The sequence below is a fragment of the Methylobacterium sp. E-065 genome (assembly GCF_022829605.1).
Classification (GTDB): Bacteria; Pseudomonadota; Alphaproteobacteria; order Rhizobiales; family Beijerinckiaceae; genus Methylobacterium.
In genome coordinates this window covers 1-18,621 of sequence record NZ_JAKSYD010000188.1, presented here as the reverse complement: position 1 = coordinate 18,621, position 18,621 = coordinate 1, and the positions used below count along the sequence as shown (strand labels likewise).

Genomic DNA, 18,621 nt, shown 5'->3' with positions numbered 1-18,621 from the left:
GCTCACGCCGTCGTGTCCCGGCGACGGACCGGCATTAACGATCCGCTTACCATGAAAACCTAGCGCATCCGATAGAAACGGCGCATCCGCGCCGGTCGGGCGCTAACGATGAACGCCGTCGATTACTTGTCTGTCTGGGCGGTCTCGGCCGCGGCCCATCTCGATCTGTTCGGATCGCTGGGCCTGTGCCTGGGTTTTACGGCCGGCATCATGCCGCGGCGGGACCGGATCCTGCTGGCCTCTGCGGCCTGCGCAGCCGCCTTCGGCATCCACTATCTGACGCTCGGGGCGCTCACCGGCACCGCCATGTGCGCCATCTCGGTGCTGCAGAGTCTCGTCGCGCTGACCTGCCTCGGCCGTCCGGGCCGGAGCGGCTGGGTGCCGCCCCTGTTCGCGGCCAGCACCCTCGCGGCGGCCTGCCTGACGGCTGCCACCTGGAACGGCTGGCCCTCGGCCTGCGCGGCGTTCGGCACGCTGCTCGCCACGGGGGCCCGCCTCCATGCAGCACCGCAGCCCATGCGTCTGCTCTTCCTCGGCGCCTCCCTGTGCTGGGCCGGGCACAACCTGCTGGTCGGCTCGGTCTTCGGCCTGACCTGCGACCTGCTGACGATCTTCGGCCTGACGATCGCGTTGCTGCGTGCCCTGCCGTCCCGCCCGGTCACGCCGGTTGGCCTGCGGGCGTAGCTAAAGAGTTCTCCGCCGAAGTGGACACCGGTGCGGCGCAGAAGAGCGTGTGACAACAAGGGCTTAGACCCGTGCCCGATGACAACGCGATCGGGAACGGCGCTCAGGATACGCCGCCCCTGCGGCGATCCACCCCGGAAACCCCGCAGGCCTCCGGCGTTCCGGTAAAGCCAATCCTGGCGTGCGAGGCCGCCGGCCTTCCACCGGAGATCCCGTTTGTCAGAGGCCACCTATCCCCCGCTCGACGTACTCAAGCCGGTGGCCGAGGGTGTCTGGATCGTCGATAGCGGCCCGCTGCGCGCCCTCGGCATCCCGCTGCCCGTGCGGATGACGATCATCCGCCTCCGCGACGGCGCGCTCTGGCTGCACTCGCCGACGCGCTACGACCCGCGCCTGCACCGGGACATCGCGGCGCTGGGGCCGATCCGCCATCTGGTCGCGCCGAACATCGCGCATTGGACCTACCTGAAAGCGTGGCAGGACCATTGCCCGGAGGCGCTGACCTGGGCGGCCCCGAACCTGCGCCAGCGGGGGCAGGTCCAACGCTCCGGCCTGCGGGTCGACCGGGTGCTGGGAGACGCGGCGCCGCCGGAATGGGCCGCGGATCTACGCCAGACCATCGTCCCCGGCGGCCTCGGGTTCCGGGAAGTCGGCTTCTTCCACGGGCCGAGCCGGACGCTGATCCTGACCGACCTCGTCCTCAACCTCGAACCGGCCAAGATGCCGGCGTTGCTGCGGCCGTTCCTGCAGCTGGCCCGCATGACCACGCCCCACGGCCAGCCGCCGCCCTACCTGCGCCTCGTCATCAAGCTGCGTCGACAGGCGGCGGCACGGGCGGCCGCGGAACTCGTCGCGCTGGTGCCGGAACGGGTCATCTTCGCGCATGGATTGTGGTTCGCGGGGGATGCGACCGCACGCCTGCGCCACGCCCTGCGCTGGCTGGGTCGGTTCACCTGAGAGCGCGCCGGACCGCGACCCTTGTTAAGAGTCGTTGACGAGCTGCCGCAGGATCCAGGCCCGCGCGGCGGCGAGATCCGCGAAGGTCGGCGGACAGATCGGGTCGACCGGACCGAACCCGGCTTCCAGGAACCACTTGCCCGCATCGGCCCCGTGCTGCTCCGAGAGGCGGACCAGCACCGCCACAAGGAAGCCATCCGCGAAGACGAGCTGGCTCTCGGCATCGTCGCTCTTCGTCGCGACCTGCGCGGGTTGCAGGTTCAGGATCATGGGGCGCCCGGCTTTCCATCGTGCGTCCGGCGAGCGGATGTGCGGCGACGGGACGTGCTCCGCAGCGTTCCGCGCCTCCCTGTCCAATCAGCCCCCCACACCGAAGTTCCTGACCGGCACCGCCCCGGAACACGGCCGAGACCGCCCGGCCAGCCGAACTCTCCTAAAGCGCGTCACAACAAAGGCTCAGAGCCGCGTTCGATTGCAATGCGATCAGGCACGGCTCCAGGCGCGCCGCTGGAACCCGGGCCAACACGGCGGCGTCAGCCGCCGGTCGGCCCCATCACAACGGTGCCGTCCGCCGGGTTGAGGGCACTCACCCGGGGCCCGCGAATCTCGGGGCTGCGTTGCTCCAGGGCGTCGAGAACCGTGTTGGCTGCCGCGATGATCGCGCCCGGCGAGCTGCCCGGAATCTCCGGCCGGATGGCCTCGACCAGCCGGGCGAGCACCGTCTGCTCGATCTGCGGATGGTCCGAGCCCTGCGCCTGCCGCCAATATGCTGCATAGACTTTCTCGGCGATCGTTCGCGCGGTCTGATCGACCTCCGGCGTGTCCTGATTCATCGCGCACCTTTCATCCCGCTGCTCCGAGCGACTAGGGTGGCTTATGGCGCCGCGCCTTCAAGGGCCGTCGCCAGCCTCAGGGCCCGGATCGCCGCTCTCGAGGGACTTGGCGAGTTCGGTCAGCACCTCCTCGACCATGGGGGGCCAGGTTGCGTGCTCCGCATCCATCAGGCGCGCGGCGCTGACCAGGGCGGTGATCTGCGCATCGTAGACCGGCCGCCCGACGAGTTGCGCGTAGCGCACCCGGGCGGCGAGCGCCGTCGCCAGACGCTGGACCTCCGCGAGTTTCCCGTTCGGCGCGCGGATGCCCTCGCCGTTGCCCATCCCTGCGCCCCCTTCACGTCCGCGCGCGATCCCTTCCGGTTGTCATAGGCCATGACCGTCGCCCCGTCAGCGGGCCGCGCGACGTCCGTGGGAACTTCCGCCGTCCGCGAGCGTCGATTTCGCACATAGACGCTTGTCGTTTCAGGAGCTTCCCATGCGTACGCCGCTGATCCTCGCACTGACCGTCTCCCTCGCCTTCGCCGTCCCCGCCTTCGCGGATCCGGTGAGCGAGACTGGCACGGGCGGCGGCCCGACCACGGCCGCGAAGGCCCCGCACACCGCCGCGACGGGCCAAACCGTGCCGAGCCCGAGCGCTCTCAACCCGAAAGAGACCGGCAGCATCGACCGGCGCAGTGTCAACGAGCAGCGCAACGATGCCATCACCAACGGCATCTGCATCGGCTGCGCACGCTAACTGCGAATGGACCCGAAGCGGAGCGATCCGCTTCGGGCCGTTTCAAGGCAGCCATCGTGCAAAGTGACTTGAACGGCCGCACAGCATCGGCCACATCACCGATCCCCGACCCACCACGAACAGGAGTTGACGCGTGGCAAACGAGGCTGTCGATCAGACGACAGAGAAGACCTATTACGGCCTGACACTGTCCCAGCTCGCGGAGCGGATCAGGAAACTGGCGACCGAGCGCGGCCTGACCGGCGAGGTTTTCGACCGCGTGACCGCCAAGGCCGTCGCGATGATCCCGACCATCCGGCTGAACGACAACGGCCAGCGGTAGAGCTGGGCCGGCTCAGCGCTCGGCGCGCAGGCTCTTGATGATGCGGCTCGCGATCTTGCGCACGGCCGCATCGTCTCGCGATTCGCTATCGCCGGTATCCCAGAGGTGATCGAGGCTGCCGTCGAGTTCGTCCAGCAGTTCCGGATGGCGCTGGGCGAGGAAGCGGATCGTCCCGAACAGTAGGTGCTCGGTCGCCATTTCGCGGCGGCGGGCCTCGACGATCGGGTCTTGGGGCGAGGTTTGGGCTTGCTCTGTCATGCGGGCCCAACGAGCGGCCTGCGCGCTGGTTCGGCTGGATCGGCGCGGTGCGGTGCCGCGGAGGCCGAGTGCGCGTGCTCGACAAACCGATGCGATGCCCCGGCGCTCAGCGCCGTAAGCCGCCGATCCAGGCTGTCAGCGGTTCCACGAAGGCCGCCCAGGTCCGTGACCAGACTGTCCCGCTCCGGCCGTCCTCGGGGCGGCTGGCCATGAGCGCGGCCACCAGGGCGTCCTCCCGCGGCTTGCATTCGTCCAGGGCGTTGCGCTCGTCCCCAGCGCGGCTTTGCCCCGAAGGCTGATGCGCGGACGCTTCGCGCAGGCAGCGGTGCCAAGCCAGTTCCAGGGCGCGCGGATCAACCGCCTCAGCCGACGGGCCGGCGCGTACCGGGACGGTGGCCAGGGTCAGGATCGCACACAAGCCGAGGAGAGCCCCCGGGCGCGTCAGCTCCGGAAGCCTTTTCGGACCTGTGTCGCAACGCGCTTCCCACCGCCGGATCACGTCCGACGGATAGCGCTCGGGCAACGGCATGCGCATGCCTGTCCTATGCCCCAAGGCCAAGCTTCTAGATAGAACGGATCGGCAACAGTGGGGCGTGTTCGGCGCCGCGGCTCAACTGCCCCGGCCGGGTCGGGTGACCCGGCAGGTGTGGTCCATCAGCGCTTCGGCGCTTGCCTCCGGCATCCTGTAGGCCAGGACGATCATGCCCGCGCCGGGATCGTCCGGATCGGCGGCGACCGCCGCGAAGCTCGCATCGTGGAGGTTCCCCTGCCAGCCCGGCACGCGGGCCAGCGCCGCGAACGGGTTGAAGTGCTCAACCGCGTCGGCCGGCACCCGCAGGGCGAGGTATTGATCCTCATCCAGGAGCACGGGGAACGGCGCCCAGCTCTCGCCGATGGTGGAGCCATGCGCCTTCAGGGCCGCCATGACGCCGCGATGCATGCAATCGAGGTGGATGTGGAGCTGGTCCTGGCTGCGGCCATCGACGGAGTTCACCCCCAAACCCACCGCGGCAGCCGGCAGGCGCCCCTGGAGGGCGTCCGACACGAAGTGCCGCGCGCGGAGCGCAGCCTGCCAGTACGCGACGCCGCGGGGGCCCTGGAGTACCGGGGCCTCGATCCCCGACACGTTGTCGGTGGGCATCACGACGACGTGGGTCGGCTCGCCCGGCGCGCGCAGCACCGCCGAACCCGGCCGCTCGCCGTCGCCGAGATCGACGGACAGGCACGGGAAGCTTCGACCCGCGGCCTTCTTGGCGAGGACACAGCCCTGCAGCGCGACCCACAGCACGTCCCGCGCCGGATTGGCCGCGTCGGCGACCGGGATCAGCGTGAATGCGAGCAGCGTCCCGATGGCCAGCATACGGCGCATGATCAGACCGTCCGATCCTCGTCGGCCGTTCAGCAACAGGCAACGGCCGGCAAACAGTGTATCCTCAAGCCGTCAGCACGAGGTTACGGACCGCCAATGCTTGAATCGGACACGCGGCACCTGCGTCTGGTGCGGATCGCGGCCTGGATCCTGGTGGCCTTCATCGTGGCCGTGACCCTCGTGCCGATCGGCCTCCGGCCGGTGGTGACCCATAATCCGAGCATCGAGCGGATTGCCGCCTACGCGCTTGCCGGGCTGCTGATGATGGTGGGCTACCCGCGACACCGGCTTCAGATCCTGATCGGCAGCGTCCTCCTGGCCGGCGGCCTCGAGGCCGCGCAGACCCTCACCAGCACGCGCCACGGCCGGTTCGAGGATTTTCTGATCAAGGCGGGTGCCGCGCTGGCCGGCGCGGTGACGGGTCTCGTGGTCGCAACATTGGCAGCCCGACGCCCGACACGCCTCTCGGATCGATAGCGCCCGCGGGCCCCGACGGCGGAGGCCCAACCTCACGAGACAGGCGGTCCGATTTCGGCGCACCGGACCGGTTTCCCCCGGCAACCGCCGATCAACCGGCGCATTGTCTCACGGGGGCGTGACAAGGTTCATGCACGCGAGGATGGCATGTTCGGCGCGGCCAAGCTCACGGGACGGTTCTGGTTTCGCAAGACGTGGACGGGCAAGCTGGTCCTGCTCGTCGAGGAGGAGAAGCCGCGGTGGTTGAGCCGCGGCCGACTCACCAAGCTGCGCTGGCGCGACGCGCGGCTGCTCGATCTGGCGGAGGCGCCGATGCGCACGCTGATGACCCTCGAACGGACGTATCGGGCGGATTACGGTTCGAGCGCTGCGCGGGTGCTTCAGTCAGTCGTCCCGTCCGGGACACGGGGCGCCATAGCCACGCCGCACGGGACGGCAGCCAGCGCCTGACGGCGGCGGAGGAGCGCCGAGCCGCGCCCTTCGGGCCACGACAGCCATGCTGTCTCTGGTGGGCTTGAATGTTCATACATCTCAAGTCGGAGCGCGGGTTCCCCCTCGTCTTGCTTGTGGGAAGAGAGCTTCTCGGATCCGCCGCGGGCGCTTGAGCAGCCCAGCGTTGAGTGGATCAGGTCTCCTCCACAGACAGGGGGCCCGTGCCCCTTCGACCTCGCGGGTGAGCCCACGAGGCGTTCCTTTGCAAGCTCGCGAGCAGAGTAGGCAGGGGTCGGGCAGACACGTCTTCGAACCGAATGCGTAGACCTAAGGCCCGCAAAGGGGCCCACGCAAGATTGTAACTGAACGTCTCCGGCAAGAGCGCAGCGATTGATCCATGTTGTTATTTGCCGTGCAACCGGTAGATAACAACCGTGATTGGTTATATTCGATCAGACCAGCCCTTGACGGATGGCAGAGAAAGCCACGTTCATGGCGCATTCCCGCGAGAGAGGCGTCGATGGAAGATAACACTTCAGCCCCGCACCAAGACACGATCGATTTCGTCGAGCTGACCGCCGATATCGTCTCGGCTTATGTAGCCAACAACTCCGTTCCCATGCCGGACCTGCCGACGCTTCTGTCCGGCGTCCATGCTGCGCTGTCGAGCCTTGGCCAAGGTTCGACACCTGCGGAGCCGGACTTCAAGAAGGCGACACCCGCGCAGATCAAGAAGTCGATTACGCCGGACGCGCTGGTCAGCTTCATCGACGGCAAGCCGTACAAGACGCTCAAGCGCCACCTGACCGGCAACGGCATGACGATCGAGCAGTACCGGCAGCGCTACGGCCTGCCGCCCGATTACCCGACGACGGCGTCGACCTACTCGGCGATGCGCGCCGAGTTCGCCCGCAATGCCGGCCTCGGTCACAAGCGCCGGGGCCCGGCAGCAAAGGGCGCGGCCACGACCGAGACCGTCGCGGCGGCACCGGAGCCCGCCAAGGCGACGCGTGGCCGCAAGAAGGCCGACGCGTAGGCCTGACCGCTTCGGTCCGGCGATCCCGGGCGATGCGCCCCTGCGCTCGCCCGGGCCGCAACGACGCGTGCGGCCGACCGTTGCCCCTCGATCAGCCCGGAGCCGACATTGAACCGATCGATCCTCGCCCTCCTCATTGCGGCCGCGACGCTCAGCGGCCTGTCGGCGGTTCGGGCGCAGGATCGGACCGGGGCGGATCCTAAGGCCGAGACCGCGACCAAGCCTGCAGCCGACACGCGGGATCCGGGCAAGACGGCAACGGAGGCCGTGACCAACCCCGCCACCGTGCCGCCGACCGAAGGCGCCGTCGGCAGCGGCAAGCCGCCGGCTGCCGGCACGGCCCCCGCGCCGGGCCGATAGGCCGGCCACACACAGGGCCCGCCCGCGCGTCCGCGGGCGAACCATTGCGGCCCTCATGCGTCTGCCCGGTGCGGCCAAGCATCGGCCGCGGGGTGAGCAGAGCCGGATGATATCTCACGAGCGGGTCGGGGCAGCCCGACCCTGGGCCGGCAACCACAATGCGGGCGCGTATCCCTCTTGGTCGCGCAGGCTACGCCGGTCCACCACGGGAATTGCCGCCCCCGATCCCCGGCTCTGGGCCCTGAGCCTCGCCCTTATCGGGATCGACGCCGCCTGGATGCGAGCGGCCGGCATGACGATCGCGCCGACCGGCTTCGTCGTGGCTGCCGCCATCGTGGTGGCCCTACTGGTCGCGGCGGCCTGCCTCGCGACCGTGAAATCGGATCCGCCCTTGCGCGGCATGGCGCTCGCGAGCGCATTCCTGATCACCTTCACCCTACCGGTGGCGGTTCTGCACTTCCTCGCCGCGGGTCTGGGGCTGCCCTTCATCGACGACGCGCTGGCTCGGTTCGAGGCGCGGCTCGGCTTCGACTGGACGGCCTACGTGGCTTTCCTGGCGCACCATCCCACCCTGTCGTGGTGGCTGGCGCTCGCCTATCATTCCAGCGGACCGCAAGTGGGCGTCGTGGTCATCGCGTTGAGCGCGACCCGCCGGCTCGGGCGGCTCTGGGCCTATATCCGGCTGTTCTCGGTCACACTGCTGTGCGTGATCGTGCTCGCCACCCTGTTGCCGGCGCTGGGACCCTACGCCCATTACGCGCCCCGCATCATTCCGTCGGACCATCTGGAGACGGTCGGCGCGCTCTGGCATCTGGAGCCGGTGGCACGGCTGCGGGCAGGCACGCTCGGCACGCTCGCGCTCGGCGACCTGCGGGGGCTGGCCACCTTCCCGTCCTTCCACGTGTGCCTCGCGCTCCTGACCGCCTGGGCGCTGGCACCCCTGCCCGTCCTCGGCCCGTTCGCGATCCTCCTCAACGCGGCCGTGATCGTGGCGACGCTGGGCGCGGGCGGCCACTACCTGCCGGACGTGCTGGCTGGGGCGACCCTGGCGATCGCGGCCCTGGCGGTTCGGGCGCGAGTCCGGCGGCGCACGCCGTCCGCCGTCCCGGCCTGTCCGCTTCCTGGGGCGATCAGCCCGGCCGATGCCTGAGCGGGGTTGGCCGCGAACCATCCCACCGCCAGCTGATTAGCCTGACAGGGGGATCCGACGGACCATGCCTGAGACGCGGTGGACGAGGCGCGCCAAGCCGGACGGCTGGCTATCTCACGGGCGCCGCGGCGGAGGGGTTCTGGTCTCTCTCGGAGACGCTGACCGGAACCGCCTGCACGGTCCCGGTCGAAACCCGCCCTGCTTGCCCGCGGCAACGCCGCTCCATAGATCATCCCAATGACGGCACTTCCCTTCGACAACAGCTACACCCGCCTGCCGGAGCGCTTCTACGCGCGCCGCCCTGCGACGCCCGTGGAGGCCCCGCGCCTGATCCACCTGAATCGGGCACTGGCGGACGAGCTCGGGCTCGATGCAGACTGGCTCGCAGGTCCGGACGGGGTGGCGGCGCTGGCGGGGAACACGGTTCCGGACGGCGCCGATCCGATCGCGGCGGCCTATGCCGGGCACCAGTTCGGCCAGTTCGTGCCGCAACTCGGGGACGGGCGCGCAGTCCTGCTCGGTGAAGTAATCGACCGGACCGGCATCCGCCACGACATCCAGCTCAAGGGCTCCGGCCCGACCCCGTTCTCCCGGCGCGGCGACGGCCGGGCGGCCCTCGGACCGGTGCTGCGCGAGTACCTCGTCAGCGAGGCCATGGCGGCGCTCGGCATTCCGACCACCCGGGCGCTCGCGGCCGTCGCCACCGGTGAACCCGTGGTGCGCGAGACCCCGCTGCCCGGGGCCGTGCTCACGCGGGTCGCGGCGAGCCACATCCGGGTCGGCACCTTCCAGTTCTTCGCGGCCCGGGGTGACGTCGAGGGCCTGCGGGCACTGGCCGACCATGTCGTGGCCCGGCACTATCCCACGGCGGCGGAGGCGGCGAATCCCTACCGGGCGCTGCTCGACGCGGTCATCGCCGCCCAGGCCAGGCTGGTGGCGCGGTGGCTGCTCGTGGGCTTCGTCCACGGGGTAATGAACACCGACAACATGGCGGTGGCCGGCGAGACGATCGATTACGGCCCCTGCGCCTTCCTCGACGCCTACGATCCAGGCACGGTTTTCAGCTCGATCGATCAGAACGGGCGCTACGCCTACGGCCAGCAGCCGCGCATCGCGCTCTGGAACCTCACCCGGTTCGCCGAAACCCTGCTGCCCTTGCTCGCTGATGCCGAAGAGCAGGCGGTCCGTGAGGCCGAAGCAGCGCTGTCCGGCTACGCACCGGCCTTCGAAGACGCCTATCACGGCGGCCTCAATCGCAAGATCGGGCTCGGGCCGGTCCGGGACGGCGACCCCGCGCTGGCGGGCGACCTCCTGAAGCGGATGGCCGAGAACCAGGCCGACTTCACCCTGACCTTCCGGACCCTTTGCGGAGCCGTTGAGGGCGACGGAGCCGTACGCGACCTGTTCGTCGACCCGACCGCGTACGACGACTGGGCGGTTCGCTGGCAGGCGCGCCTCGACGAGGAAGCCCGCGACCCGGCCGAGACCGCCGCCGCGATGCGGGCGGTGAATCCGGCCTTCATCCCGCGCAACCATCAGGTCGAGGCGATGATCGCGGCCGCCGTGGAGCGGAACGATTTCGCACCCTTCGAAACCTTGTTGGCGGTGCTGGCACGGCCCTACGCCGACCAGTCGGAGTACGCCCGCTACGCGCAGGCGCCGGAGGACGGCGGGGTCGGCTACCGGACCTTCTGTGGCACGTAGTGCGCCTTCACGCCTGTGGCCACGTGTAGATCTCGTGCACGGTGCCCGCGGCGCGGAACCAATGCACCCGCGTGGCCGGGTTGAACCCGTGATCCCGGTACGAGGTGGCGATCACCGACACGAGGGAGGCCGCCAGGGAGCGGTCTTGGATGTCATAGGCCAGGAGTTGCGGCGTACGCCCGTCGTCATGGGCAAGATCACGGACGAAGATCGAATACGACATGTGTCAGACTCGGCTCCACCTGGAACAACCTATACGTGCATATATCGCCTGGATCGCTTGGGTTCAGTGCAAGTTCGTGTCAAGGTTAAGCGGTCTTAACTGGATTTCGGAGACTTGATGGAGTCTTCGCGAACCAGCGCGCCTCGGGCCGACCGATACGACCCGGCTCGGATGACTGAAGCAGGGTCAGCATCAGCTTCATAGCTACTGCAGCGGCGACGCGGCCCCCTCGGGATGAGCAGGTGAACGGGATCGCGCGATGTTTCTGCCACGGGGTCGTGTACCGTGATCCGGCCCGGTGCCGATCCTGGGCGGCGCGGACTGGGGAACCCGGATCGATGGGCAAGCGGATACTGGCCGGACTCGTCGCGCTGCTGATCGGCCTGACGGTCGCGCAGGCGGCGCCCGTCGTGGTCAGCTCCAAGCTCGACACGGAGGGCGGGGTTCTCGGCGCCATCATCCTGCAGGCGCTCGGAGCCAAGGGCATCCCGACGGTGGACAAGACCCAGCTCGGGTCGACATCGATCGTCCGCCAGGCCCTGCTGGAGGGCCAGATCGACATCTACCCGGAATACACCGGCAACGCGGCGTTCTTCTTCGGACGGCAGGATCTCCCGGTCTGGAAGGACGCACAGGCCGCCTACGAGACCGCCCGGCGCCTCGACCGCGAGGCCAACGACTTCGTCTGGCTGGCGCCCGCCTCGGCCAACAACACCTGGGCGATCGCGGTGCGCGACGACATCGCCAAGGCGAACGCCCTCGGGACGATGAGCGATTTCGGCCGCTACGTGGCCGGTGGCGGCCCGATCAAGCTCGCCGCCTCATCGGAATTCGTCTCCGCGCCCGCCGCGCTCCCGGCCTTCGGCCGGACCTACGGCTTCGGCCTCAGGCCGGACCAGCTCGTCATCCTGGCCGGCGGGGACACCGCCGCCACGATCGCGGCGGCGGCGCGGGGCACCTCCGGAACCAACGCCGCCATGGTGTTCGGGACCGATGGCAGCCTCGCCGCCGCCCGCCTCATCGTGATGGCGGACGACCGCGGCGTCCAGCCGGTCTACCAGCCAGCACCCGTGGTCCGCGGAGCTGTCCTCAAGGCGCATCCAGAGATCGCGACAGTGCTCGATCCGATCTTCCGCCGGCTTGACCTCGCAACGCTGCGCGACCTCAACGGACGGGTTCAGATCGGCGGCGAACCCGCCTCCGCGGTGGCGGCGGATTTTTTGAAGGCGGCGGGGTTCGTGCCGTAAGGCGGAGGCGCGCGGTCTGAGCCGAACCGGTTTCCACTTCGGCGGAGCGCACGCTAAGTCCAGGCGACGCGCGGCCACGCTCCTGCGGCCGCGCCCGGAGCCTCGGGATGGGCCAACCCTCTGCAGCCGGCGCGCGCATTGACGCCCATCCGGCCAGCCGGATCGTATCCGGCCTCGATTTCCTGGGCGTGGCCCTCGCGGCTTTGCTGAGCGTGGGCCTCGTCGCGCTGCCACTGATGGTCGTGCGGCCGAACCGGATCGCAGACGGCACCGCGCTGATGGTTTGGTCGGCGCTGCCGGCCGGTCCGGCGCTCGCCCTTCTCTGCGTCTCCGGGCTCGCCACGCCGCTGCTGGCCCTGCGGATCCCCCCGTCCGTGCGGCTTGCCGCGGGCGCGGCCACGCTGCTGCTCCTCGGCCTTGCGGCCGGGTGGGCAGCCGATCACCTGACGCCGCCCGGCGACCGCTACAGCCGGGTCTCGCCGGAGGCCGGCTGGTGGTTGGCCTTCGGTGCCGCCGGTCTCGCCACCGGGGACGGGCTAGCCCGCCTGCGGCCCGGCCCCGGGATGCGGGTCGCGGCGCTGGCGGCCGTCGCGATCCTGGCGGGGCTCGCCCTCCGATCCGGGTTCTGGGACAATCTCTCGGTGATGCGGGAATATGCCGGTCACGCGGATACGTTCGGCCGGGAGGTCCGGACCCATCTCGGCCTCGCCTTCGCGTCGGTGGCGGCGGCCGCCCTGGTCGGGATCCCGGCCGCGATCCTGTCGCGCCCGGTGCCGGCCCTGCGGCGGGCGCTGCTCGCAATTCTCAATGTAGTCCAGACCATCCCCTCCCTGGCGCTGTTCGGGATGCTGATCGCGCCGCTGGCCTGGATCGGCCGGACGATCCCCGGGGCCGCGGAGACGGGGATCGCGGGGATCGGCCCCGCCCCGGCCGTCGTAGCCCTGTTCGCCTACGCGCTTCTGCCTGTGGCGGCCGCGACCGTGACGGGGCTCGATGCCGTGCCCGCACCGGTGCGCGACGCGGCACGCGGTGTCGGGATGACCAGCCGCCAGCGCCTCCTCCAGGTCGAGCTGCCGCTGGCGCTCCCGGGCCTCCTCACCGGGATCCGTATCGTGCTGGTTCAGAACATCGGCCTTGCGGTGATCGCGGGCCTCGTGGGCGGCGGCGGACTCGGCGTATTCGTCTTTCAGGGCATCAGCCAGAACGCGGGCGACCTCGTCCTGCTCGGGGCGCTGCCGACCGTCGCCCTGGCGAGCAGCGCTGCCGTGCTGTTCGATGCCGCCATCGCGGTGAGCCGCGGCCGGGCGGCGGAAATGCGCCCGTGATGCCTGATCCGATGATCGAGCTCGCCGGGATCAGCCGCGTCTTTGGGAACCGAACAGTCGTGTCCGACGTGAGCCTGCGGGTCGAGGCCGGCGCCGTGCTGACCATCGTGGGCACCTCGGGCTCCGGCAAGACGACCCTGCTGCGGATGATCAACCGTCTCGTCGAGCCAAGCGCCGGCACGGTCCGGATCGCGGGCCGGGACATCCGAGCGGTCGCCCCGCACATCCTGCGCCGGGGGATCGGCTACGCGATCCAGAGCCACGGCCTGTTCCCGCATCGGACCGTGGCGGAGAACATCGCAGTGGTGCCGCGGCTGCTGGGCTGGGACCGTCGGCGGATCGACGCGCGGGTCGACGCGCTGCTCGGCCTGTTCAACCTCGATCCGGCCGCCTACCGGGACCGGCTCCCGGCGGCGCTGTCGGGCGGCGAGCAGCAGCGGATCGGGGTGGCCCGGGCGCTCGCCGCCGAGCCGCCGATCCTGCTGATGGACGAGCCCTTCGGCGCCCTCGATCCGATCATCCGCCGCCAGGCCCAGGCGGATCTGCGGGCGATCCAGAGGCGCACCAGCACCACCATCGTGCTGGTGACCCACGACATGGACGAGGCGCTGCAGCTCGGCGACAGGGTCGCCGTGATGGACCGGGGCCGGCTCGTACAGGAGGCCGATCCGGCGGCGCTGATCGGTGCGCCGGCCACCGCCTTCGTCGGTGCCCTGCTCGGCGGCGGCGACCAGGCCTTCCAGCTCATGGCGCTGCGCCTCGTGGACGATCTCGTGGAGCCCGGCGCGGCGCCAGGTGCACCGATCCCGGTGGGCACCTCGGTGCGCGCGGCTTTGGCCGAGGCCCTGTGGTCGCAGCGCCCGGCCCTGCCGGTCAGCCGCGACGGCGTGCTGCTGGGCCGGGTGACGCGCGCCGCGCTCGAGGCGCAGGGCGCCCGCCCGTGAGCCGTGCGGGATATCTGGCACATCTCGCGCTGCTGGCGCTGCTCGGCGCCTTCCTGCTCACGCCACAGAGCTTCGCGGGCCTGTTGCGCCCCTTTGCCCCCGGCGACACGGCGCCGATCTACACGCAGACCCCGCTGCTGACGCTCACCGTCAACCACCTCCTGCTGGTCGCCGCCGCGACCCTGGCGGCGAGCGTACTGGCGATCGGCTTCGCGGTCGGGGCGACCCGTCCGGCGGGACGCGACGTCCTGCCCTTCGCCCGGGCGGTGGCCAATCTCGGCCAGACATTCCCGCCGGTGGCGGTGTTGGCGCTCGCCGTGCCGGTCTTCGGGTTCGGGCCGCTGCCGACTCTCGTCGCCCTCGTGCTGTACGGGCTGCTGCCGATCTTCGAGACGACGCTTACCGGCCTCGAAGGCCTCGATCCGGCGCTGTTGGAGGCGGCGCGCGGCATGGGACTGACCGACCGCCAGCGCCTCGTCCAGGTGGAACTGCCGCTCGCGCTGCCGATGATCCTGGCCGGGATCCGGCTCTCGGCCGTCATCGGCCTCGCCACCGCGACGATCGGCTCGACGGTCGCGGCCAGCACGCTCGGCGAGGTCATCATCTCCGGCCTGCTCACGGGCAACACCGCGTATGTCCTGCAGGGCGGGCTTGTCGTCTCAGCGCTGGCGATCCTGATCGACGCAGCTTTCCACATCCTTGAGCAGGGTGCAGCGCAGCGAACTGGATTGCGTTCCTAGAATCGACTATAAGTCCGGCGGGCCCGTACGCGCGGGTCTGGGGCGTGGAACCCCCTGTCTGATGGTTGGTGCCGACCACAACGGCACCCGCACCTTGACCACACGGTCGGGGAGCCTGCGACGTATGTCCAGGCGTTCCGGCGCTAAAGGTCGTAGGGACCGTTCAGACACGGTTTTCCAACTCCCCGACTCGGGATGGTCGAAGGCTTGTTCGCGGGGGCGTACCGCGGACCAAAGCCGGCCGGGAGGACGGGTCATGGCTCCCATCGATCCCGAACTGCGGATACGCCAGCTCGCCGAGTTGCGCGCGGCCTACAACGCGAGCCCGTGCGCAACGGACGACCACAGCGAGACCCGGACAGCGTGGCATTCGCGGGTGCTGCTGGGGCGGATCCTCGTCGTCCTGAGCGACTCGGACAGCGGCGCCGGTGCGCGGGAGACACGGCCGGGCGGCAAGGCCTGCGCCGACCTATGAGATTCCCATCCGTCGCGCGCCGGCTCACGCAGCCAGCTGCGCGGTGACGAGCCCGCTGCTATTCCAGGCCTCGGCGATGCCGTCCACCAGCTCGGCGCCGGGCTTCCGCTGAACGGCCCCGGTGGGTGCGGGGGGGTCGCAGTGAGGACGGCGCGCCTGGGTGGGCTGCTCTCTGCCGAGTTGCTTCAACCCGGCCAGGCGCCTTAGATTCGTGACGACGCTGGATCGCGCAACTCACAGCCAAGTCGTCCGTGATGGTTCGATGAAATTTTTGAATTTTCCGTTACAGGATCGCGCGCTTTATCTTTATTTATAATATAAATTGTTCGCATAAAATTCCGTTTCTATCTTGTGAAGGACATTCGCAATCTGGAACCCGGTTGGTATTTTGCATCAAACGGATGACAGACCATCTCAAGAGATCATAAACAGAAATCAATGACGCTATCGCTTCGGTGTCGCCTACAATGGCGCCTTCCTGTCATGCGCGACACCGCCAATCGAATACAATATCTCTGCGGAACGCTTGAATGAATATCGCGCTGAGATCAATATTTACTCGGCGCCGACGATTCGGCCGGCCTGAGTTGGACACTCGGACCGAAGTCGACCCGTCTTGCATGCGCCAGACTGGGAGGTCGTCATGATGGGCAAAGAATTTGCGTTCGCGTCACCCGCGACATGTTCGGCGGCGGCATTCGGCCTGCTGCTCCTCGGCTCCACAACGGCCGGCGCCGACGACATGCCGCGGCAGGGTGATTTCCGGATCACCTACACGTCGACCGTGCTGGCCGCGCCGAAGCCCGTCACCATCGGCGAGAACCGCGTGGCCTCGGCCTCGATCGCCATGATGACCGCGGTCAACGAATCCGGTGGCAAGCTCCTGCACAACATGGCCGGGCGCTGCACCTCCGCGCCGACGATCGACAACGGCGCCAAAACCCTGGAGAACCACGGCTATTGCGACTACGTCGATGCCGACGGCGACCACGTGTTCGAGAAGTGGGACTACCCGCTCCAGCCGTTCGCGGCGGTGAACGAGGGAACCGGCCAGTGGATCGGTGGCACCGGCAAGTTCGCGGGCCTGTCCGGCACGATGACGATCCGCTCGCGCCGGCTGAACACCCTGACGGATGGCGCCGTCCAAGTGGTGGGTGAGAAGCTCGGCAGCTACAGCTTTACCGGCACGGTCGCGAGCGCCAAGCCGGATTGAGAACCGGCGGGACGGCGGGCGATCCGGGCGCTATACGCGCCCGATGACGCCCGCCGACCGAGACAGGTTCGAGAAGTGCCTCGCACTGGCCGCACAGGGCGCGACCATAGGCGAGCGCGCCGCCGCGCAGGCTGCCGCCGCGCGTATCGCTGCGGGCGCCGGCCTGACCCTCGCCGAGGCGATGCGCGCGGCCCGTCCCACGCGGGTGGAGTCGCCGCCGCGTCCGCCGCCCCGGCGCGCCTACGCCTGGGCTCAGCCGAAGGAGCCGGTGAAACCCATCACGGTCGAGGAATTGCTGCGCCAGAAGGCCGAGACCGAGGAATGGCGCAAGCGCGCGGCGGCCCGGGCCAAGCGCCAGAGTCGGCAGGCGCAGCCGGATCAGGACGCCTACGCGGCCGAGCAGCGCGCCCGGCAGGCCGAGCGCGACCGCGCCTGGGCGCAGGCCCGGGCTAAGGCAGCGCCCGACGATGCGTAGGCCCCGGCCTCACTTCTTCACGCGGCTGCAGGTGCTCTCCGATAGGGGCTGGAACGCCTGCTCGCCCGGGATGGTCTTCAGGATTTTATAGAAATCCCACGGCCCCTTGGAGTCCGCGGGCGTCTTCACCTGCGCCAAGTACATGTCGTGGACCATCCGGCCATCGACGCGCAGGGTCGCGTTGCGGGCGAAGAAATCCTGGATCGGCAGTTCGCGCATCTTGGCCATGACTTTGAGCCCGTCATCCGTCCCGGCGGCCTCGGCGGCCTTGAGGAAGTGGAGCACGGCCGAGTAATCACCGGCCTGCACCATGGTGGGCATCCGGCCGCCCATCCGCTCGCCGAAGCGCTTCGCGAAGGCCCGCGTCTGGTCGTCCATGTCCCAGTAGAACCCGGTCGTCAGGATCATGCCCTGGGCGTCCTTGAGGCCGACGGAGTGGATGTCGGTCAGGAAGATGTTGAGCCCGCCGAGCGTCTGGCCGCCCTGCGGGATGCCGAACTCGCTCGCCTGCTTGATGGTGTTGATCGTGTCGGCGCCCGCATTGGCCATGCCGATGATCTTCGCGCCCGACCCTTGAGCCTGCAGCAGGTAGGACGAGAAATCGGGATTGGGGAACGGGTGCTTGACCGAGCCGAGCACCTGGCCGCCCTTCGCCGTCACGACGCGGGTGACCTGCTTCTCCAGATCGTGCCCGAACGTGTAGTCGGCGGTGATGAAGAACCACGTGTTGTTGGGGTCGTCCGCCAGCGCGGTGGCGGTGCCGGCCGCCAGCGAATAGGTGTCCCAGGTCCAGTGCGCCCCGGTCGGCGAGCAGGCGGCGTTGGTCAGCGCCATGGAGCCAGCGCCGGAATTGATGTCGATCTTGCCCTTGGCGCGGGCGACCTCGCGGACGGCCAGGCCCGCCACCGAGGAATTGGTGTCGAAGATCGCGTCGACGCCCTCGGTGTCGAACCAGCGGCGGGCGATCGCGGAGGCGATATCGGCCTTGTTCTGATGGTCGGCAAAGATCAGCTCGACCGTGCGGCCGTTGATCGGGCGGCCAAAATCCTCCACGGCGAGCTGCGCCGCCGTCACCGAGCCCCGCCCGGCGAGGTCCGAATAGCCGCCCGACATGTCGGTCAGCACGCCGATCTTGATGCCGCCATCGGCGTATTGGGCGCGGGCCGGCGCGGCGGTGAGGTAGGCCGCGAAGGCGGTCGTCACCAGGGTCGCGCCCCCGCGAAGGGCCAACTTCCGCCGTGAAATCTGATCGGCCATAGGTTTCCTCCCCAATCGTTGGTTGTTTTTGGTTTTGTTGATGCCGCGCATCGTCCCGGTCGCGGAGCGCCACAGGACCGACAGCGCCCCTGACCCAGATGATCCCACTCATCGCCCTCATCCTGAGGTGCTGCAGCGGAGCGGAGGCCTCGAAGAAGCCCTTCAGAAGCCGCTGCGATCCCTGGAGCCCTCCTTCGAGGCCCGCTGCCGCGGGCGCCTCAGGATGAGGGGGTGGGTTAGATGGCCGTTCTCAATGGGCCTCCTGTCTGGACCATCGCGATCGAGCACGGCTCTACGACGCGCGCGTTTCGCCGAAGAACCCGATCAGGGCCTCGTTGAAGCGCTCGACATCCTCGAGATTTGTCAGGTGCGCGCCGCTAAGTTCGCGATACTGCGCACCG

25 protein-coding genes are annotated in these 18,621 nt (G+C 69.3%); 17 read left to right on the top strand and 8 right to left on the bottom strand.

The window, feature by feature from the left end; translation table 11 throughout:
* Positions 1–108 precede the first annotated feature (108 nt).
* A complete protein-coding gene (locus MKK84_RS22935; protein ID WP_243924037.1) occupies positions 109–684 on the top strand; it encodes a YgjV family protein in 576 nt (191 codons plus the stop codon).
* Positions 685–900: 216 nt separating this feature from the next.
* Positions 901–1,641, top strand: a complete 741-nt coding sequence (locus tag MKK84_RS22930) for a DUF4336 domain-containing protein (RefSeq protein ID WP_243924035.1) — start codon at positions 901–903, stop codon at positions 1,639–1,641.
* A gap of 24 nt (positions 1,642–1,665) precedes the next feature.
* Here MKK84_RS22930 and MKK84_RS22925 read toward each other — a convergent pair whose 3' ends face one another.
* From MKK84_RS22925 to MKK84_RS22915, 3 genes are all read right to left on the bottom strand, one after another.
* Positions 1,666–1,911, bottom strand: coding sequence for a hypothetical protein (locus MKK84_RS22925; protein ID WP_243924033.1), 246 nt, complete (start codon positions 1,909–1,911; stop codon positions 1,666–1,668).
* A 263-nt stretch (positions 1,912–2,174) separates the two neighbouring features.
* Complete coding sequence (locus tag MKK84_RS22920; protein ID WP_243924032.1) at positions 2,175–2,474, bottom strand: hypothetical protein; 300 nt, start codon at positions 2,472–2,474, stop codon at positions 2,175–2,177.
* 57 nt (positions 2,475–2,531) lie between these two features.
* On the bottom strand, positions 2,532–2,798 hold the full coding sequence (locus tag MKK84_RS22915; RefSeq protein WP_243924030.1) for a hypothetical protein: 267 nt from the start codon (positions 2,796–2,798) through the stop codon (positions 2,532–2,534).
* A gap of 154 nt (positions 2,799–2,952) precedes the next feature.
* Between MKK84_RS22915 and MKK84_RS22910 the strand changes: the two genes are divergently transcribed.
* Both MKK84_RS22910 and MKK84_RS22905 read left to right on the top strand, forming a co-directional pair.
* Entirely contained in the window at positions 2,953–3,213 is a 261-nt protein-coding gene (locus tag MKK84_RS22910) for a hypothetical protein (protein WP_243924028.1), read from the top strand.
* A 133-nt stretch (positions 3,214–3,346) separates the two neighbouring features.
* Complete coding sequence (locus MKK84_RS22905) at positions 3,347–3,535, top strand: hypothetical protein (RefSeq protein ID WP_243924026.1); 189 nt, start codon at positions 3,347–3,349, stop codon at positions 3,533–3,535.
* A 12-nt stretch (positions 3,536–3,547) separates the two neighbouring features.
* On the opposite strand, the gene MKK84_RS22900 is transcribed toward MKK84_RS22905, so the two are convergent.
* From MKK84_RS22900 to MKK84_RS22890, 3 genes are all read right to left on the bottom strand, one after another.
* On the bottom strand, positions 3,548–3,793 hold the full coding sequence (locus MKK84_RS22900) for a hypothetical protein (protein WP_243924024.1): 246 nt from the start codon (positions 3,791–3,793) through the stop codon (positions 3,548–3,550).
* Positions 3,794–3,899: 106 nt separating this feature from the next.
* Positions 3,900–4,322: a hypothetical protein gene (locus MKK84_RS22895; RefSeq protein WP_243924023.1), complete on the bottom strand. Its 423-nt coding sequence runs from the start codon at positions 4,320–4,322 to the stop codon at positions 3,900–3,902.
* Between the two features lie 81 nt (positions 4,323–4,403).
* Positions 4,404–5,162 carry a CDP-diacylglycerol diphosphatase gene (locus MKK84_RS22890; RefSeq protein WP_243924021.1) on the bottom strand — a complete coding sequence of 253 codons (759 nt, stop codon included), beginning with the start codon at positions 5,160–5,162 and terminating at the stop codon, positions 4,404–4,406.
* Positions 5,163–5,258: 96 nt separating this feature from the next.
* Here MKK84_RS22890 and MKK84_RS22885 point away from each other — a divergent pair, with 96 nt between their 5' ends.
* The 6 genes from MKK84_RS22885 (at position 5,259) to MKK84_RS22860 (ending at position 10,321) form a co-directional block, all read left to right on the top strand.
* Positions 5,259–5,639 (top strand): hypothetical protein, encoded by a 381-nt coding sequence (locus MKK84_RS22885; protein WP_243924019.1) that lies wholly within the window; start codon positions 5,259–5,261, stop codon positions 5,637–5,639.
* A gap of 147 nt (positions 5,640–5,786) precedes the next feature.
* Entirely contained in the window at positions 5,787–6,089 is a 303-nt protein-coding gene (locus tag MKK84_RS22880; protein ID WP_243924017.1) for a hypothetical protein, read from the top strand.
* Positions 6,090–6,591: 502 nt separating this feature from the next.
* Positions 6,592–7,107 carry a MucR family transcriptional regulator gene (locus MKK84_RS22875; protein ID WP_243924015.1) on the top strand — a complete coding sequence of 172 codons (516 nt, stop codon included), beginning with the start codon at positions 6,592–6,594 and terminating at the stop codon, positions 7,105–7,107.
* A gap of 108 nt (positions 7,108–7,215) precedes the next feature.
* Positions 7,216–7,467: a hypothetical protein gene (locus MKK84_RS22870; protein ID WP_243924013.1), complete on the top strand. Its 252-nt coding sequence runs from the start codon at positions 7,216–7,218 to the stop codon at positions 7,465–7,467.
* Between the two features lie 106 nt (positions 7,468–7,573).
* Positions 7,574–8,617, top strand: a complete 1,044-nt coding sequence (locus MKK84_RS22865) for a phosphatase PAP2 family protein (protein ID WP_243924011.1) — start codon at positions 7,574–7,576, stop codon at positions 8,615–8,617.
* 237 nt (positions 8,618–8,854) lie between these two features.
* Entirely contained in the window at positions 8,855–10,321 is a 1,467-nt protein-coding gene (locus tag MKK84_RS22860) for a protein adenylyltransferase SelO (protein ID WP_243924009.1), read from the top strand.
* A 7-nt stretch (positions 10,322–10,328) separates the two neighbouring features.
* Here MKK84_RS22860 and MKK84_RS22855 read toward each other — a convergent pair whose 3' ends face one another.
* Positions 10,329–10,544 (bottom strand): hypothetical protein, encoded by a 216-nt coding sequence (locus MKK84_RS22855; protein WP_243924007.1) that lies wholly within the window; start codon positions 10,542–10,544, stop codon positions 10,329–10,331.
* 338 nt (positions 10,545–10,882) lie between these two features.
* On the opposite strand from MKK84_RS22855, the gene MKK84_RS22850 reads away from it, so the two are divergent.
* From MKK84_RS22850 to MKK84_RS22820, 7 genes are all read left to right on the top strand, one after another.
* Complete coding sequence (locus tag MKK84_RS22850; RefSeq protein WP_243924005.1) at positions 10,883–11,791, top strand: ABC transporter substrate-binding protein; 909 nt, start codon at positions 10,883–10,885, stop codon at positions 11,789–11,791.
* A 107-nt stretch (positions 11,792–11,898) separates the two neighbouring features.
* Entirely contained in the window at positions 11,899–13,116 is a 1,218-nt protein-coding gene (locus tag MKK84_RS22845) for an ABC transporter permease (protein WP_243924003.1), read from the top strand.
* An 11-nt stretch (positions 13,117–13,127) separates the two neighbouring features.
* Positions 13,128–14,060 (top strand): ABC transporter ATP-binding protein, encoded by a 933-nt coding sequence (locus tag MKK84_RS22840; protein WP_243924315.1) that lies wholly within the window; start codon positions 13,128–13,130, stop codon positions 14,058–14,060.
* The gene (locus tag MKK84_RS22835; protein WP_243924001.1) at positions 14,057–14,800 is read left to right on the top strand and encodes an ABC transporter permease; all 744 of its coding nucleotides are present in this window, start codon (positions 14,057–14,059) and stop codon (positions 14,798–14,800) included. The genes MKK84_RS22840 and MKK84_RS22835 overlap by 4 nt, the downstream gene beginning before the upstream one ends.
* A gap of 256 nt (positions 14,801–15,056) precedes the next feature.
* Entirely contained in the window at positions 15,057–15,275 is a 219-nt protein-coding gene (locus MKK84_RS22830) for a hypothetical protein (protein ID WP_243923999.1), read from the top strand.
* 643 nt (positions 15,276–15,918) lie between these two features.
* Positions 15,919–16,488, top strand: coding sequence for a hypothetical protein (locus MKK84_RS22825; RefSeq protein WP_243923997.1), 570 nt, complete (start codon positions 15,919–15,921; stop codon positions 16,486–16,488).
* A gap of 43 nt (positions 16,489–16,531) precedes the next feature.
* Complete coding sequence (locus MKK84_RS22820; protein ID WP_243923994.1) at positions 16,532–16,963, top strand: hypothetical protein; 432 nt, start codon at positions 16,532–16,534, stop codon at positions 16,961–16,963.
* A 9-nt stretch (positions 16,964–16,972) separates the two neighbouring features.
* Here the strand turns inward: MKK84_RS22820 and MKK84_RS22815 are convergent, their stop codons facing one another.
* A complete protein-coding gene (locus MKK84_RS22815) occupies positions 16,973–18,220 on the bottom strand; it encodes an ABC transporter substrate-binding protein (protein ID WP_243923992.1) in 1,248 nt (415 codons plus the stop codon).
* Between the last annotated feature and the right edge of the window lie 401 nt (positions 18,221–18,621).